Consider the following 16,148-nt stretch of genomic DNA (forward strand, 5'->3'; position numbering starts at 1 on the left):
CGCCCACCGCGCCGGCACCGTCAAGGGCCTGACCGCCGCCGTCGGCACCGGCGTCAGCGCCGGCGCCGTCATCTGCGAGATCAAGGACTGAACCCACACCACCCCGGCGCACGGAAGGGGGGTGGTCCGGCCGCGGCCGGACCACCCCCCTTCCGCCGTGCACGCCGTATGCGCGGTGCGCGCCGCCTTCGGGCGACCGGTCTCAGTGGCGGCGGGGCGCCAGGTCCGCGACCCGGCCCAGCCCCTGGCTCTCGCCGGGAGCGATCGGCGGGGCCGCCCGCAACTGGGCGCCGCCCCCGCCGCCCGGCGGATGGTGCCGGCCGCGCTGACCCGGCAGCGGCACCTCGCGCCGCGGCCGGCCGCCCGGGCCGCCGGTCCGGCCCTCGTCCTCCGCCCCGGCCGGCCCGCCCTGACCGGGGTGTGCCACGGGCGCCGCGCCCACCGCGCCGGACGGTGTACCGGCCGCGCCGGCCACCGTGATCCGGACGCCCCGGTCCGCCAGTGCCTGGAGCTCGGCCGCCGCCCGGTCCTCGTGCGGCGGTGGCTCGTCGGTCACCAGGCGGGTGATGGCCTCCGCGGGGACGGTCTGGAACATGGTGTCGACGCCCAGCTTGGTGTGGTCCGCCAGGACGACCACCTCCGCGGCGGCCTGCACCAGCGCCCGGTCCACGCTCGCCGACAGCATGTTGGAGGTCGACAGGCCGCGCTCGGCCGTCAGCCCGCTGCCGGACAGGAAGGCGCGCGAGACCCGCAGCCCCTGCAGGGACTGCTCGGCGCCGCTGCCGACCAGCGCGTAGTCGGCGCCGCGCAGCGTACCGCCGGTCATCACGACCTCGACGCGGTTGGCGTGCGCCAGCGCCTGCGCCACCAGCAGGGAGTTGGTGACCACGGTCAGGCCGGGAACGCGCGCCAGGCGGCGGGCCAGTTCCTGCGTGGTCGTCCCGGCTCCGACGACGACGGCCTCGCCCTCCTCCACGAGGCCCGCGGCGGCGTCGGCGATCGCGCTCTTCTCCGCCGTCGCCAGATGTGCCTTGTGCGGGAAGCCGGACTCCCGTGAGAAGCCGCCGGGCAGCACCGCGCCGCCGTGCCGGCGGTCCAGCAGTCCTTCCGCCTCCAGCGCCCGGACATCACGACGCACGGTCACTTCGGAGGTCTGGACGACACGTGCGAGCTCACGGAGCGACACCGCTCCGTTGGCCCGCACCATTTCGAGGATCAGTTGACGACGTTCTGCAGCGAACACAGAACAGACGGTAACCCGGGCGACCGTCTGCTTTCAGCTGTTTCCGCTGAATAACGGAAATTGTTCGTAGGCAGGACCCTGCCGTGGTATACGCGGACGGCCCGGCGGAACCCGGGCCGCCGGTCAGCCGCCCTCGGCCGCCTTCCGCGTCTGGAGCTGCCGCGCCACCTCGCCGATCGAACCCGACAGGGAGGGATAGACCGTGAAGGTGTTCGCGATCTGTTCGACCGTCAGGTTGTTGTCGACCGCGATCGAGATCGGGTGGATCAGCTCGCTGGCGCGCGGCGCGACCACCACGCCGCCGACCACGATCCCCGTGCCCGGGCGGCAGAACAGCTTCACGAAACCGTCCCGCACGCCCTGCATCTTCGCCCGCGCGTTGCGCAGCAGCGGCAGCTTGACGGCGCGGGCGTCGATCCGGCCGGCGTCCACGTCGGCCTGGGTGTAGCCGACGGTGGCGATCTCCGGGTCGGTGAAGACGTTCGCCGAGACCGTCTTCAGATCCAGCGGGGCCACCGTCTCGCCCAGGAAGTGGTACATCGCGATCCGGCCCTGCATGGCCGCGACCGAGGCGAGCGCGAACACGCCCGTGCAGTCGCCGGCCGCGTAGACGCCGGGCGCGGAGGTGCGCGAGACCCGGTCGGTGCGGATGTGGCCGGAGTCCTTCAGCGTCACCCCGGCCTCCTCCAGGCCGATGCCCGAGGTGTTGGGGACGGCGCCGACGGCCATCAGGCAGTGGCTTCCGGTGATGACCCGGCCGTCGGAGAGGGTGACCTCCACCCGGTCCCCGACGCGCTTGGCGGAGGCGGCCCGGGAGCGCGACATCACGTTCATGCCGCGGCGGCGGAAGACGTCCTCCAGTACGACCGCGGCGTCCGGGTCCTCGCCCGGCAGCACGCGTTCACGCGAGGAGACCAGCGTCACCCGGGAGCCGAGCGCCTGGTAGGCGCCCGCGAACTCGGCGCCGGTGACGCCGGAGCCGACCACGATCAGCTCCTCGGGCTGCTCCTCCAGGTCGTAGACCTGCGTCCAGTTCAGGATGCGCTCGCCGTCGGGCCGGGCGTCGGGCAGCTCGCGCGGCTTGCCGCCGGTGGCGATGAGCACGGCGTCGGCCGTCAGCCGCTCCTCCTCGCCCCCGGCCGTCTCCACCACGACCTGCCGCGTGCCGTCGGACGCCTGGCCGGGCTCCAGCCTGCCGCGGCCGCGCAGCACGCGGGCGCCGGCGCGGGTGACGGCGGCGGTGATGTCGTGCGACTGGGCCAGCGCCAGGCGCTTCACACGCCGGTTGACCTTCCCCAGGTCCACGCCGACGACCCGGGCGGGGTTGTCGGGGTCGGGGGTGCCGTCCTCGACGATGATGCCGAGCTCCTCGTAGGAGGAGCCGAAGCTCGTCATCACCTCGGCGGTCGCGATGAGCGTCTTGGAGGGGACGCAGTCGGTCAGCACCGAGGCGCCGCCCAGACCGTCGCGGTCGACGACGGTCACTTCCGCTCCGAGTTGCGCGGCCACCAGCGCCGCCTCGTAGCCGCCGGGTCCACCACCGATGATCACGATCCGAGTCACGTACCCCAGTCTCGCACGCGCCTCCGCGGCGGCCGCCACCACCCGCCGCGGGCATGGCGGCGGCGGGTGGTGGCGACCGCCGCGGGGGCACGGCGGTGCGCGTCCGGGCGGTCCGCACGGGCGGCGGGGGCGGCTGCCTATACCCTCGTCGCATGTCGCTCTACGCCGCATACGCCGGAAACCTCGACGCCCGGCTGATGTCCCGCCGCGCCCCGCACTCGCCGCTGCGCGGCACCGGGTGGCTCAGCGACTGGCGGCTGACCTTCGGCGGCGAGCACATGGGGTGGGAGGGCTCGCTGGCGACCATCGTCGAGGCCCCGAAGGCGACCGTCTTCGTCGCGCTGTACGACATCGCGCCCATGGACGAGGACTCCATGGACCGCTGGGAGGGCGTCGGCATGGACGTCTACCGCCGTATGCGGGTGCGGGTGCACACCCTGGACGGCGACGAGCCGGCCTGGTGCTACGTCCTCAACGGCTACGAGGGCGGGCTGCCCTCGGCCCGCTACCTGGGGGAGATCGCCGACGCGGCGGAGTCGGCCGGGGCGCCCCACGACTATGTGACGGAGCTGCGCAAGCGCCCCTGCTGAGGCCCGCCGGGCGGGCCCTCGCCGGATGTCTCCCCGTGGGCGATTTCCGGCCATTTTCACCCACTTTCGGACATTCGATCACTCCCGGGTCCGCTTTCGACCGCTTCGGTGACCACTCCCCGGACGCCCGTCTACGCGCGTAGGCGATTACCGGCTACCCTCATCGGCGTGAACGCTTCTGCCACCACCGACCACTCCGGCGCCCCGTACGCCGCCGCCCGCACCGCGGCGGCGCGCCTGCGCGAGCTGACCGGCGCGGAGACCCACGACGTCGCCCTGGTCATGGGCTCGGGCTGGGTGCCGGCCGCCGACGCGCTCGGGGAGCCGGAACACGAGTTCCCGGTCACCGACCTGCCCGGCTTCCCGCCGCCGGCGGTCGAGGGCCACGCCGGAAAGGTCCGCTCGCACCGTCTCGGCGACAAGCGGGCGCTGGTCTTCCTGGGCCGCACCCACTACTACGAGGGCCGTGGCGTCGCGTCCGTCGTCCACGGGATCCGCTCGGCCGTGGCCGCGGGCTGCGGGACCGTCGTGCTGACCAACGGCTGCGGCGGGCTGCGCCCCGGAATGCGCCCCGGCCAGCCGGTCCTCATCCGGGACCACATCAACCTCACCGGCGTCTCGCCGATCGTCGGCGCCAACTTCGTCGACCTCACCGACCTGTACTCGCCGCGGCTGCGCGCGCTGTGCCAGGAGGTGGACGCCACCCTGGAGGAAGGCGTCTACGTCCAGTTCCCCGGCCCGCACTACGAGACGCCCGCCGAGATCGGCATGGTCCGGGCGATCGGCGGAGACCTGGTGGGCATGTCCACCGTCCTGGAGGCGATCGCCGCCCGTGAGGCGGGCGCCGAGGTGTTGGGCGTCTCCCTGGTCACCAACCTCGCCGCGGGCATGACCGGCGAGCCGCTCAACCACGAGGAGGTCCTCCAGGCGGGCCGCGACTCGGCCGCCCGGATGGGCTCGCTGCTGGACAGCGTCCTGCGGCGCATCTGATCCGGCGCCGCCCGGCGGCACGGACCCCCGGACCTCCGGGTCCCGGGCTCCTTTCCCGGCTCCTCGGGCGGCCCACCCCCGGACGGCCCACCCCCGGGCGGGTCGCGCGGGGGTTCCGCGGGGTTCCGGGTACCGGTGGACACCGAGCCCGCGCCCACCGGCGCGAGAGCGCAGCGAAGCGGGAGCGGCGTACGGCGCCGCCCCACAGGCGACACGCGAGAGGCGGAGAGACCGTGGCAACCGTGCACGAGGACCTGACCGCGCAGGCGCGGTCCTGGCTGGCCGAGGACCCCGACCCGCAGACCCGTGCGGAACTGGCCGCCCTCATCGAGGCCGGCGACCTGGAAGAACTGGAGGACCGTTTCTCGGGCACCCTCCGGTTCGGCACCGCCGGGCTGCGCGGGGAACTGGGCGCCGGTCCGATGCGGATGAACCGCGCGGTCGTCATCCGCGCGGCCGCCGGGCTCGCGGCCCATCTGCGCGGCCGCGGACACGACGGCGGCCTGGTGGTCATCGGCTACGACGCCCGCCACCGCAGCGAGGACTTCGCGCGCGACACCGCCGCCGTGATGACCGGCGCCGGCCTGCGGGCGGCCCTGCTGCCCCGCCCCCTGCCCACGCCCGTACTGGCCTTCGCCGTCCGGCACCTGGGCGCCGTCGCGGGCGTCACCGTCACCGCCAGCCACAACCCGCCGCGCGACAACGGCTACAAGGTCTACCTCGGCGGGGGCGCCCAGATCGTGCCGCCCGCCGACGGGGAGATCGCCGACGAGATCGCCTCCATCGGCTCCCTCGCGGACGTCCCGCGCGCCGAGTCCGGCTGGGAGGTGCTCGGCGAGGAGGTCGTGGACGCCTATCTGGAGCGCGCGGCCGGCATCCTCACCCCCGGCGGGCCCCGGAACGTGAAGGTGGTCCACACCTCGCTGCACGGCGTGGGCGGCGCCACGGTCGCCGCCGCCTTCGAGCGCGCGGGCTTCCCCACCCCGGTGCCGGTGGCCGAGCAGGCCGAGCCCGACCCGGACTTCCCCACCGTCGCCTTCCCCAACCCGGAGGAGCCCGGGGCGATGGACCTGGCCTTCGCCGCGGCCCGCGAGCACCGGCCGGATCTGGTGATCGCCAACGACCCCGACGCCGACCGCTGCGCGGTGGCCGTCCCCGACCCGGAGGCGGACGCGGGCTGGCGGATGCTGCGCGGCGACGAGGTGGGGGCGCTGCTGGCCACCCATCTGGTGCACAAGCGGGCGCGGGGGGCCTTCGCCACCACGATCGTCTCCTCCTCCCTGCTGTCGCGCATCGCGCAGGCGGCGGGCCTGCCGTACACCGAGACGCTGACCGGCTTCAAGTGGCTGGCCCGCGTGGACGGGCTGCGCTACGCCTACGAGGAGGCGCTGGGCTACTGCGTCGACCCCGAGGGCGTGCGCGACAAGGACGGCGTCACGGCGGCGCTGCTCGTGGCGGAGCTGGCCGCCGAGCTGAAGGAGAGCGGGCGCTCCCTGACCGAGCTGCTGGACGACATCGCGGTGGAGTACGGGCTGCACGCCACCGACCAGCTCTCGGTGCGGGTGGAGGACCTGTCCGTGATCGCCGGTGCGATGCGCCGGCTGCGCCAGACGCCGCCGGCCCTGCTGGCCGGTCTGACGGTGACCTCGGCCGAGGACCTGAGCCGGGGGAGCGAGGCCCTGCCGCCGACCGACGGCCTGCGCTACCGGCTGGCGGGCGACCCCCGGCAGCGGGTGGCCGGCGCCCGGATCGTCGTCCGCCCCAGCGGCACGGAGCCGAAGCTGAAGTGCTACCTGGAGGTGGTCGTCTCCGTGGCGGACGCCTCGGACCTGGCCGCGGCCCGCGCCACGTCGCGGGAGGTGCTGGGCGCCCTCAGGACGGATCTCGCCGCCGCCGCGGGGATCTGACACGTCTCCGTCCCCGGGCCGGGTGCGCCCCGGCCCGGGGAGGGAGACGTCAGCCCAGGAACAGCAGGAGCAGCACGGCCGCCCCGCCGGCCACCGCCGGGACGAGGACCTCGTAGGCCCAGCGGACGCTCGGGGCGCCCTGCGCCCCCTCCTCCGAGGAGTGGCGCTCGGCCAGGGTGCGGATCTCGTCGATCGCCTGGTCCGCCTGGGCCCGGTAGCCGCCGGTGCCGGACAGCTCCGGGGCGAACACCGAGCCGTGACCCGACAGGTTCACCGAGGACTCGCCGCCGCCGCCCTGGCTCTGCCGCAGCGCCTTCTTGCGCTGGCGCAGCGAGACCGGGATCGCCCACATCTGGTACTTGCCGTCGCCCGCGAAGACCTCGGCGGAGTACGCGGCCCGTACGCCCTCGACCGACGCCCACGGCAGCGTGATCGTGCGGAAGGGATTGCGCACCCGCAGCCGCTCGCGCCCCGCGTACACGGCGGGCCGCAGGGAGAAGGCGAAGATCAGCGGCACGAGGGCCACCAGCGCGGCCAGCGAGAGCCACCGGGTGCGGCCCTCTCCGCTGACGATCCCGTCGGCGGAGAGCAGCACGACGAGCGCCAGCAGCAGCGTGCCCCCCACCATTCCCATGGTCGAGCGGTAGGTGTGGTCCGCGTACCCGGTCTGCTCACTCATGCCTCCGATTCTGCCCGACCGCGCCGCGCGGGCGGCCGGCCGGGATACGGGGAGGGGGATGACAGTTTGCTACGCGCGTAGATATGCTCCTCTGGTGACCATGCCTGCCTCGTCTCCCACCGCACCCGCCGCACCGCCTCCCGCCGCGCCCCCCGCACTGGCGGACGCGACCGCCTCCGACGCCGCGCTGCGCCGCTTCCTGCACGGCCTGCCCGGGGTCGACGCGGTCGGCCTCGAAGCCCGCGCGGCCCAGCTCGGCACCCGTTCGATCAAGACCACGGCGAAGGCGTACGCCATCGACCTCGCCATCTCGATGATCGACCTGACGACCCTGGAGGGCGCCGACACCCCGGGCAAGGTCCGGGCGCTGTGCGCCAAGGGCGTCAACCCCGATCCCACCGACCGCACCGTGCCGAAGGTCGCCGCGATCTGCGTCTACCCGGACATGGTGGCCACCGCCCGGCAGGCCCTGGACGCCGGCGGCGGACAGGACGTCAAGGTCGCCTCCGTGGCCACCGCCTTCCCCTCCGGCCGCGCCGAGCTGGGCGTGAAGCTGGCGGACACCCGTGACGCGGTGGCGGCCGGCGCCGACGAGATCGACATGGTGATCGACCGGGGCGCCTTCCTCTCCGGCCGCTACATGAAGGTCTTCGAGGAGATCCGGGCCGTGAAGCAGGCGTGCGCCCGCGCCGACCGCGAGGACGCGCACCTGAAGGTGATCTTCGAGAACGGCGAGCTGTCCACCTACGACAACATCCGCCGCGCCTCCTGGCTGGCGATGCTCGCCGGGGCCGACGTCATCAAGACCTCCACCGGCAAGGTCGCGGTCAACGCCACCCCGGCGAACACCCTGGTGATGCTGGAGGCCGTCCGCGACTTCCGCGCCGCCACCGGAACCCAGGTCGGGGTCAAGCCCGCGGGCGGCATCCGCACCGCCAAGGACTCGATCCGGTACCTGGTGATGGTGAACGAGGTCCTCGGCGACGACTGGCTGCACCCCGACTGGTTCCGCTTCGGCGCCTCCAGTCTCCTCAACGACCTGCTGATGCAGCGCCAGAAGCTGACCACCGGGCGCTACTCCGGCCCCGACTACGTGACGGTGGACTGATCACGATGAGCCCCATGTTCGAGTACGCACCCGCGCCCGAGTCCCGCGCCGTGGTGGACATCGCGCCCTCCTACGGGCTGTTCGTCGACGGCGAGTTCCGCGAGGCCGCGGGCGGCAGGACCTTCAAGACCGTCTCGCCGTCCACCGAGGAGGTCCTGACGGAGGTCGCCCACGCCGGCGCCGAGGACGTGGACACCGCCGTGGCCGCCGCCCGCCGTGCCTTCGCCTCCTGGTCGGCGCTGCCCGGCGCCGAGCGCGCCAAATACCTGTTCCGCATCGCCCGGATCATCCAGGAGCGCTCGCGCGAGCTGGCCGTCCTGGAGACCCTGGACAACGGCAAGCCGATCCGCGAGACCCGCGACGCGGACCTGCCGCTGGTCGCCGCGCACTTCTTCTACCACGCGGGCTGGGCCGACAAGCTGGCCCACGCCGGCTACGGGCCGGACCCGAGGCCCCTGGGCGTGGCCGCCCAGGTCATCCCGTGGAACTTCCCGCTGCTGATGCTGGCGTGGAAGGTCGCCCCGGCACTGGCCTGCGGCAACACCGTGGTCCTCAAGCCCGCCGAGACCACCCCGCTGTCGGCGCTGTTCTTCGCGGACGTCTGCCGCCAGGCGGGGCTGCCCAAGGGGGTCGTCAACATCCTCACCGGCGACGGCTCCACGGGAGCGGCGCTGGTGGCGCACGAGGGTGTCGACAAGGTCGCCTTCACCGGCTCCACGGCCGTCGGCAAGCAGATCGCGCGCACGGTCGCCGGAAGCTCCAAGAAGCTCACCCTGGAGCTGGGCGGCAAGGGCGCCAACATCGTCTTCGACGACGCGCCGATCGACCAGGCCGTCGAGGGCATCGTGAACGGCATCTACTTCAACCAGGGCCAGGTGTGCTGCGCGGGCTCGCGCCTGCTGGTCCAGGAGTCGGTGCAGGACGAGCTGCTGGACGCGCTGCGGCGCCGGCTGTCCACCCTGCGGGTGGGCGACCCGCTGGACAAGAACACCGACGTCGGCGCGATCAACTCCGCCGAGCAGCTCGCCCGCATCACCGAACTCGCCGACAGCGGCGAGGCCGAGGGCGCCGAGCGCTGGTCCCCGGCGTGCGAACTGCCCGAGCGGGGCTTCTGGTTCGCGCCGACGGTCTTCACAGGCGTCACCCAGGCCCACCGGATCGCCCGCGAGGAGATCTTCGGCCCCGTGCTGTCGGTGCTTTCCTTCCGCACCCCCGACGAGGCGGTGGCCAAGGCGAACAACTCGCAGTACGGCCTGTCCGCGGGCGTGTGGACGGAGAAGGGCTCGCGCATCCTGGCGATGGCGGGCAGGCTCCGGGCCGGCGTGGTGTGGGCCAACACATTCAACAAGTTCGACCCGACCTCGCCGTTCGGCGGTTACAAGGAGTCGGGCTTCGGCCGCGAGGGCGGCCGTCACGGTCTGGAGGCGTACCTCGATGTCTGAGCAGTCCGGCAACACCGGGGGCGCCGCGCGCACGCGCCTGGGCGTGGCGAAGACCTACAAGCTGTTCGTCGGGGGCAAGTTCCCCCGGTCCGAGAGCGGACGGGTGTACGAGGTGACCGACACACGCGGCAACCGGCTGGCCAACGCCCCGCTCGCCTCCCGCAAGGACGCCCGGGACGCGGTGGTCGCGGCCCGCAAGGCGTTCGGCGGCTGGTCGGGGGCGACCGCCTACAACCGCGGCCAGATCCTGTACCGGATCGCCGAGATGCTGGAGGGCCGCCGCGAGCAGTTCACCGCCGAGGTGGCCGCCGCCGAGGGGCTGTCGAAGGCGAAGGCCGCGGCCCGGGTGGACGCCGCGATCGACCGCTGGGTGTGGTACGCGGGCTGGTCCGACAAGATCACCCAGGTCGCGGGCGGGGCGAACCCCGTCGCCGGCCCGTACTTCAACCTCTCCACCCCGGAGCCGACCGGTGTGGTCGCCGTACTGGCCCCGCAGGAGTCCTCCCTCCTGGGCCTGGTCTCGGTGCTCGCCCCGGTGATCGTCAGCGGCAACACGGCCGTCGTCGTGGCGAGCGAGCGGGCGCCGCTGCCGGCCCTGTCGCTGGCCGAGGTGCTGGCCACCTCCGATCTGCCCGGCGGGGTGGTCAACGTGCTGTCCGGGCGGACGGCCGAGATCGCGACGCCGCTCGCCGCCCATGCGGACGTCAACGCCATCGATCTGACGGGCGCGGACGCGGATCTGGCCAGGGAGCTGGAGACGGCCGCCGCGGACAACCTCAAGCGGGTGCTGCGTCCGGCGGACGCGACCTCCGACTGGTCCGCCGACCCGGGTGTGAAGCGGATGCTGTCCTTCGTCGAGACCAAGACCGTCTGGCACCCCGTCGGCGTCTGACGGACCGCAACCCGTGGCTCCCGGCGGCTGTGCCGCCGGGAGCCACGGCACGTGCGGGGCGTACCGCATCCGGTGACGGACCTCCACTACCTGGATCCGGTCAGACGGCCGTCGGCCGACGTGCAGCATCGATCTCCGCCGCGAGGTCCGCGATGTCGGCCGCCAGGTCCCGCCAGGGGCGCGCGAGGTCGATGACATGCCGCCGGATACGCAGCCGCCCATCCCCCACCGGCACCTCCACGGCTCCCAGCTTCCCCGGCGTGTCCCGGCCGGAGGCGTACACGAGGTGTCCCTCGGTGATGCCGAGGCGCATGCAGTACGCCGTCATCTGGTACAGGTCGTCCCGCTGCGGTCTGGTCTTGAACTTGGCATCGAGGACGGCGGCCGGGCGCTGGACCCCGTCGGGCGGCAACGGCAGGTAGTGCACGAGGTCCGGCTTGAGCTGATGTCGACGCGCCACATCGAGGAAGTGGCTGGTGTCCTGCGCTTCGGGACGGCCTCCCACGCGGTGGCGCAGCTCCTCGCCGACCGCCCGGGCGAGGTACGCCTCGAAGAGTCTCCACATGACGACGAGCATCCCGTCGACGGCGAGCCGGCGGTCGTCGCCGAACTCGTACGAGCCGCCGCGCAGGACGAGTTCGGCCAGGACGAGGGCGTGGGCGTAGCGGGCGTTGCGGCGGTCCGGCTCCCAGTGCGGCACCGGCGCGCCGGCGGGCAGGAAGCGGACGCCGTCCAGGCGGGCGGCGAGCCGTCGCAGGGCGGCGCGCGGCTCCGGGCCGAGGCCGGGGACGCGCAGCAGACGGCGGGCGGCGGCCAGCAGCAGGCGGTTCTCCGCTATGTCCGGGGTGTGGTCGTCGTAGACGACCTCCAGTGGCACGGGGACGCCGGGCCTACGGCGGAGCTGGTCGGCGTGGCGGATGCGGCCGCGGACGACGGGCAGTGTGTCGTACGTCTCCCGGTAGTCGTGCAGCACACCCCGCTCCAGGGCCCGCTCGGCGGCGGAGGAGAAGGCGCGGGCGAGGGCGGGCAGCAAGTCCTCGCGGGGCTCGGCGGTGACGGGACGCGGATCAATGTGGACGCGGTCGGGGGCGTACGCGACGAGGTGGAGGAGGCGGTCAACGGGCACCTTGGGCGTGATGGTGAGCTGGACCGCTCCGGCGCCCGTGCCCAGGCGTACGGAGCCCACCTTGTCCTTGGCCTTCAGCTTCCAGCGGCCGGCGCTCCCCGGGCGCAGGGCGAGCAGGTCGTCGCGGTCCATGAGGGTGGCGAGCTGCGCCTGGGTGAGTTCCCAGGTGGTCCAGTCGGCGCCCTCCTTGAGCGGGATGGGCAGGGCGGCGTCCCCGCAGTGGCGCGACCGGGTGTGCCCGAGGCTCACGAGCCCGCGGCGGCCGGGCCGGACTCGGGCTCCGGCTCAGAACCGGTGTCGGCGTCGGTTCCGGTGCCGGTGTCAGCGTCCGGGAGCGGTGTGATGCCCAGCCGGTCGCGCAGGGTCTCCAGCCCGTACACCGCTTCCACGTCGGTGCCGTCGCCCCAGTGGTGCTCGGTGAGGAGCGGGATGAGCTGGGTGCGCCACAGGCGTTCGAGGGCGCCGTCGCCGCCGTGGGCCAGGTCCTGCATGAAGTACGACGGCCCGAGGCGGAAGGAGCGGTCGCCGGGGTTGCTCTCCGCGAGCAGCCGGTTGACCTCGTTCAGGAGACTGACATGGGTGTCGTCGTATTCGGCCGACTCCTCCTCGGCCCGCCTGCGCAGCCATGACTCCAGCACTCCGGACACCGGAGGCGTGTCGGGATGGAGTTCCACGAAGGAAAAGCGGCGGCGCATGGCCGCGTCCAGATAGGCAACCGAGCGGTCGACGGTGTTCATGGTGCCGAGGATGTAGAGGTTGGGCGGGAGGCGGAAGCCCCGGCCCTCGTCGGAGCCGTACAGCAGGTGGGCGCGCTCCTCGCGGTACTCCAAGAGGAAGTACAGCTCGCCGAAGATCTTGGCCAGATGGCCCCGGTTGATCTCGTCGACGACCAGCACGAAGACCTCGGCCGGACGCCGCTCCGCCTCGTCGGCGAGCCTGCGCAGCGGCCCCCGGTGCAGCTCGTAGCCGAGCCCGCCGCCCCCGTCGGCCGCCCCGCCGCCCGGTCCCTCGCCCGGTCCGCCGCCCTGCTTGCCGCCGGGTCTGGCCAGCCGCGGGCGGATGCCCTCGAAGAAGTCCTCGTAGGAGTAGGCGGGGTGGAACTGGACGAGCCGTACGTTGGTGGCGCTGGAGGCGCCCGCCAGATGCCGGGCGAACGCGAGGGCGATGTGCGTCTTCCCGGTGCCCGGCGGGCCGTGGAAGATCAACTGCGGTTTGACGCGGAGGAGTTCGACGCAGTCCTGGAGCCAGGCCCGGTGGCCGGGCAGATGGAGCCGGTCGGCCAGTTCGTCGGTGGCGTCGGGGAGCCGCGCGGGCCCCTGGGGCGCGGCGGAGCCGGACGGCAGGTCCCCGATGAGGGCGAGCACTGTGTCCGTGTGCTCGGTGGCCTCCAGAACGGCGGCGTCCGCGTCCTGCACCACCGAGGAGAGCTCGGAGGGCAGGTCCTTGAGGAAGTCCAGCGGCCTGTGCAGGTTCCGCCAGTCGACGGGCCGCTCCAGCCGGTTCGTGCCGTGCGCGGCGGGGCCGCGCACGACTCCCACGTAGGTGTCGTAGCCGTCGGTCGACAGCACGATGTCGCCCTCGCGCATCCGGTTGAGGAAGGCGTCCAGCTCACGGGCGACGGTCTCGCGGCGGGCGGACGGGGTGGAGGGCTGGGCCTCGTCGACGGCGCGGCGGACGGCCTCGGGACCGCGCGCGGCCAGGATCGAGGGCTGGAGTCCGTGGACGGTGAGGGTGATCACCGACTGCTCCCGCCACGGGCCGCGGACCAGGGGGACGCCGGTGTCGGGGGCCACGCCGCGGACGATCCACAGGTGACGGGGACGCTCCCCGCCGGGCTCGTCCAGCTCGTCGCCGAGCGACTGCCCGTCCGGCACCAGCACCTCGTGCACCGGTGCCCGCCGGTCGGGCAGCGCACGTACGGTGTCCGCGCTGCTGCGGCCCTCGTCCAGCAGGCCCTCGTCGGCGAGCAGAATGCGCCAGGTGTCGCGCTCGTGGGGCAGCAAGGGCAGTCCCGCCCCGGCCTCCCCGCCCGGGCCGAGCACCAGGTGCCAGCCGGTCGGCCGGTCGCCGCGCAGTAGACCGCCGAGGATCTCCGGAGGGAGATGGAACTCGTGCGCCAGCTCGCCCAGTTCGATCCAGTGCCCTTCACCGGGAAGCTGCTCCAGCGCCGTCACCACTTCGGTGTAGCGCTGCTTGTCCCGGTCCCAGGCCCGGTAGCGACGACTGGCCTCGCCGTAGAAGTCCACCGGATCCGGCCAGTGCTCCAGGGCGTCGTGTCCGATCCCGGTGAGTTGCCAGCGGCGCGCGCCCCGGTACATCCAGCCCGCCTTGCTCAGTCTGGTGGCGAGCCAGTTCGCATGGCGGCTGAAAGGCGTCCTGATCTCCTGCCCGGACTCCTCGGTCGCCTGTGCCCAGTCCGCCTCCAGCCGGGGGTCCTGGCGGAGCACCCGCTCCCACAGCTCACCGAAGGTGAGACCGTCCTGGAGGGCTTCACGTTCCAGAATCCCGGCGGCGGAGTACAGGGCACGGGCTACAACGGTGGTGGGACTGGCCACGGCGTCCATTTCTCGCAGCGTACGGGCAGGGCGGCGCCGCCCGTACGAGTGCGGGGACGGGCGGCCACGGCGCGGCCCGGCGAGGCGGCCGGGACCGGCCGGCGTCACGGCGGTGACAGGGAGTCTGCCCCTGTCGACGCCGCGTGACGCGGCCACCCTACCCCGCTCCTCCGGGGTGTGCCCGGCTCTTGCAACTCGCCTGCCGGGAAAGGGCTGTTGGACGCACCGGGAGCACATGCCGCCTCACTTCCCCGGCATGGGGACTCGGCAGCGGACCTGCTTGCCGACGGGGGTCGCGGCCACCTCCCAGCCCGGCGCGAGCATGTCGACGATCGCCATGCCGCGCCCGCACTCGGCGTGCGGGTCGTCGAGCCGTACGCCGGTCCGGCGGGGAAGGGCGGCGCGGCACGGGTCGTGCAGCCGGACCCGGGCGGCGGTCGGTGCGGCGGCAGGGGCGGTGGCTGCGGCGGCGGTGGTGCGGCGGACACCTTCCGGCTCCGCCGTCTCCAGCTCCACCTCCGCCACGAGTGGCACGTAGTCGCCGCAGGCCCGGACCGCGTTGCCGCACAGCTCCGACAGGACGAGCTGCACGGCGTGCGTGAGGTCGTCGTCGACCCCGGCGCCGCAGAGGGTCTTCTCGACCAGGCTGCGGACGGCTCGCAGGTGTTCGGGAGTCGCGGAGAGGTGGAGGACGAAGCCGGTGGGGGTGGGGGTGGGGTACCAGCCGAGGGTGGGAGGCATGGGGCTCCTTCACGCAGGCATCACGTACAGCGGCCAATTGCCATATGGCTAGAGCAGCTTGAGCCAAGAGTGTTGGAAGCGACAGCCAAAATGCAAACTTGTCACCCAAAAGGCACGATCGACATCTTGTTCCCATCGACTTGCAACACAAGGCGATGTCATGCTGCCCCTATGCCGAACGCACGCCCTGTCCCTACTGTTCGCCGCCGTCGCCTCGGTGAAGCGCTGCGCCGATACCGCAACGAGGCCGGGTTGAGCCTCGACAAGGCGGCAGCGACCATGGGCTGGATCGGCCCGAAGTTGTCCCGCATCGAGACAGCCAACGGATACATCCGCCCCAACGAAGTGGCCCCGCTACTCAAGGCGTACGGGGTGGCCGACCCGGAGGTCGTCGCAGCGTTGGAAGGGCTGGCCCGCGACGCGCGGAAGCAGGGCTGGTGGCAGACGTACAGCGGCGTGGTCTCCCCCGCCTACGCCGACTACATCTCGTTGGAGTCGGACGCCGAGAGCATCCGCGCCTACGCGCCGTTGGTCATTCCCGGCCTGCTCCAGACCGCTGCCTACGCCCGCGAGACCATCGCGGCGAACGCCACTACCCGAAGCCCGGACGAAGTCGCCGCACTGGCCGAGGTGAGACTGGCCCGCCAGTCCGTCCTGACCCGGCCCGGCAACCCGCTCAAGCTCTGGGCAATCATCCATGAAGCCGTTCTGCACCAGCGGTTCGCCACACGGCCGGCAGTCATGCGCGACCAGTTGCGGCGACTGCTGGACACGGCCGAACTCCCCGACGTCACCCTCCAGGTCATGCCACTGGCCGCCACTCCGCACCCTGGAGGCGCAGGAGGCTTCACCCTGGCTTCGTTCCCGGGACCCATGCCTGACGTCGTGACGTTGGAGAACCTGATCGGCGCGACCTACGTGGAGGGAGTGAACGACGTCCGTGTCTTCGCGGACGCCTTCGAACGCATTGTCGCCACGGCACTTCCGATGGACGATACGTTGGCACTGATCGCCCAGTTGGAAGAGAGAAGCCGCGAGTGAACGACCGCAAGGCAGACCTGTACGACATAGACCTCACCTGTGTCACCTGGCGCAAGTCGAGTGCGAGCGCGGGCGAGCACGAATGCGTCGAGGTCGCCGAACTGCCCGGCGGCGGGCGGGCCGTGCGCGACTCCAAGAACCCCCAGCGGGAACCGCTGCGGTTCACGGCGTCGGAGTGGGCGGCGTTCCGGGCCGGGGTCATAGCCGGAGAACTCTGAGGATCAGCGCAAACGGCCGGGCGGGCATGGGACAACTCCCGTGTCCGACCGGC

At 73.0% G+C, this 16,148-nt stretch carries 14 protein-coding genes; 8 read left to right on the forward strand and 6 right to left on the reverse strand.

The window, feature by feature from the left end; all coding sequences use genetic code 11:
- Positions 1-202 precede the first annotated feature (202 nt).
- Entirely contained in the window at positions 203-1,207 is a 1,005-nt protein-coding gene (locus tag BM237_RS19835; RefSeq protein WP_245793827.1) for a DeoR/GlpR family DNA-binding transcription regulator, read from the reverse strand.
- Positions 1,208-1,366: 159 nt separating this feature from the next.
- A complete protein-coding gene (locus tag BM237_RS19840) occupies positions 1,367-2,815 on the reverse strand; it encodes an NAD(P)H-quinone dehydrogenase (protein ID WP_093851175.1) in 1,449 nt (482 codons plus the stop codon).
- A 143-nt stretch (positions 2,816-2,958) separates the two neighbouring features.
- Between BM237_RS19840 and BM237_RS19845 the strand changes: the two genes are divergently transcribed.
- The 3 genes from BM237_RS19845 to BM237_RS19855 all read left to right on the forward strand — a co-directional run bounded on the left by BM237_RS19845 (position 2,959) and on the right by BM237_RS19855 (position 6,293).
- Positions 2,959-3,396, forward strand: coding sequence for a gamma-glutamylcyclotransferase family protein (locus BM237_RS19845; RefSeq protein WP_093851061.1), 438 nt, complete (start codon positions 2,959-2,961; stop codon positions 3,394-3,396).
- 168 nt (positions 3,397-3,564) lie between these two features.
- Positions 3,565-4,386, forward strand: coding sequence for a purine-nucleoside phosphorylase (locus BM237_RS19850; RefSeq protein WP_093851062.1), 822 nt, complete (start codon positions 3,565-3,567; stop codon positions 4,384-4,386).
- Between the two features lie 242 nt (positions 4,387-4,628).
- The gene (locus tag BM237_RS19855; protein WP_093851063.1) at positions 4,629-6,293 is read left to right on the forward strand and encodes a phospho-sugar mutase; all 1,665 of its coding nucleotides are present in this window, start codon (positions 4,629-4,631) and stop codon (positions 6,291-6,293) included.
- A gap of 49 nt (positions 6,294-6,342) precedes the next feature.
- Here BM237_RS19855 and BM237_RS19860 read toward each other — a convergent pair whose 3' ends face one another.
- Positions 6,343-6,972 carry a PH domain-containing protein gene (locus BM237_RS19860; RefSeq protein ID WP_093851064.1) on the reverse strand — a complete coding sequence of 210 codons (630 nt, stop codon included), beginning with the start codon at positions 6,970-6,972 and terminating at the stop codon, positions 6,343-6,345.
- A gap of 100 nt (positions 6,973-7,072) precedes the next feature.
- On the opposite strand from BM237_RS19860, the gene deoC reads away from it, so the two are divergent.
- Genes deoC through BM237_RS19875 form a run of 3 tightly spaced genes read left to right on the forward strand, consistent with a single transcriptional unit; the run spans position 7,073 to position 10,414 of the window.
- Complete coding sequence (gene deoC / locus BM237_RS19865; RefSeq protein WP_245793829.1) at positions 7,073-8,080, forward strand: deoxyribose-phosphate aldolase; 1,008 nt, start codon at positions 7,073-7,075, stop codon at positions 8,078-8,080.
- Positions 8,081-8,085: 5 nt separating this feature from the next.
- Positions 8,086-9,522 (forward strand): aldehyde dehydrogenase family protein, encoded by a 1,437-nt coding sequence (locus BM237_RS19870; RefSeq protein ID WP_093851066.1) that lies wholly within the window; start codon positions 8,086-8,088, stop codon positions 9,520-9,522.
- Positions 9,515-10,414, forward strand: coding sequence for an aldehyde dehydrogenase family protein (locus tag BM237_RS19875; protein ID WP_093851067.1), 900 nt, complete (start codon positions 9,515-9,517; stop codon positions 10,412-10,414). The genes BM237_RS19870 and BM237_RS19875 overlap by 8 nt, the downstream gene beginning before the upstream one ends.
- 100 nt (positions 10,415-10,514) lie before the next feature.
- Here BM237_RS19875 and BM237_RS19880 read toward each other — a convergent pair whose 3' ends face one another.
- The 3 genes from BM237_RS19880 to BM237_RS19890 form a co-directional block, all read right to left on the reverse strand.
- Positions 10,515-11,789: an McrC family protein gene (locus BM237_RS19880; protein WP_093851068.1), complete on the reverse strand. Its 1,275-nt coding sequence runs from the start codon at positions 11,787-11,789 to the stop codon at positions 10,515-10,517.
- Positions 11,786-14,104, reverse strand: a complete 2,319-nt coding sequence (locus BM237_RS19885) for an McrB family protein (protein ID WP_107415243.1) — start codon at positions 14,102-14,104, stop codon at positions 11,786-11,788. The genes BM237_RS19880 and BM237_RS19885 overlap by 4 nt, the downstream gene beginning before the upstream one ends.
- A gap of 234 nt (positions 14,105-14,338) precedes the next feature.
- Entirely contained in the window at positions 14,339-14,836 is a 498-nt protein-coding gene (locus tag BM237_RS19890; protein WP_093851070.1) for an ATP-binding protein, read from the reverse strand.
- A gap of 171 nt (positions 14,837-15,007) precedes the next feature.
- Between BM237_RS19890 and BM237_RS19895 the strand changes: the two genes are divergently transcribed.
- Positions 15,008-15,877 (forward strand): helix-turn-helix domain-containing protein, encoded by an 870-nt coding sequence (locus BM237_RS19895; protein WP_093851071.1) that lies wholly within the window; start codon positions 15,008-15,010, stop codon positions 15,875-15,877.
- Positions 15,874-16,095, forward strand: coding sequence for a DUF397 domain-containing protein (locus BM237_RS19900; RefSeq protein WP_093851072.1), 222 nt, complete (start codon positions 15,874-15,876; stop codon positions 16,093-16,095). Before BM237_RS19895 ends, BM237_RS19900 begins: the two co-directional genes overlap by 4 nt.
- Positions 16,096-16,148: the final 53 nt, after the last annotated feature.

Origin of the sequence: Streptomyces mangrovi (assembly GCF_900114215.1) — a bacterium.
GTDB lineage: Bacteria > Actinomycetota > Actinomycetes > Streptomycetales > Streptomycetaceae > Streptomyces > Streptomyces barkulensis.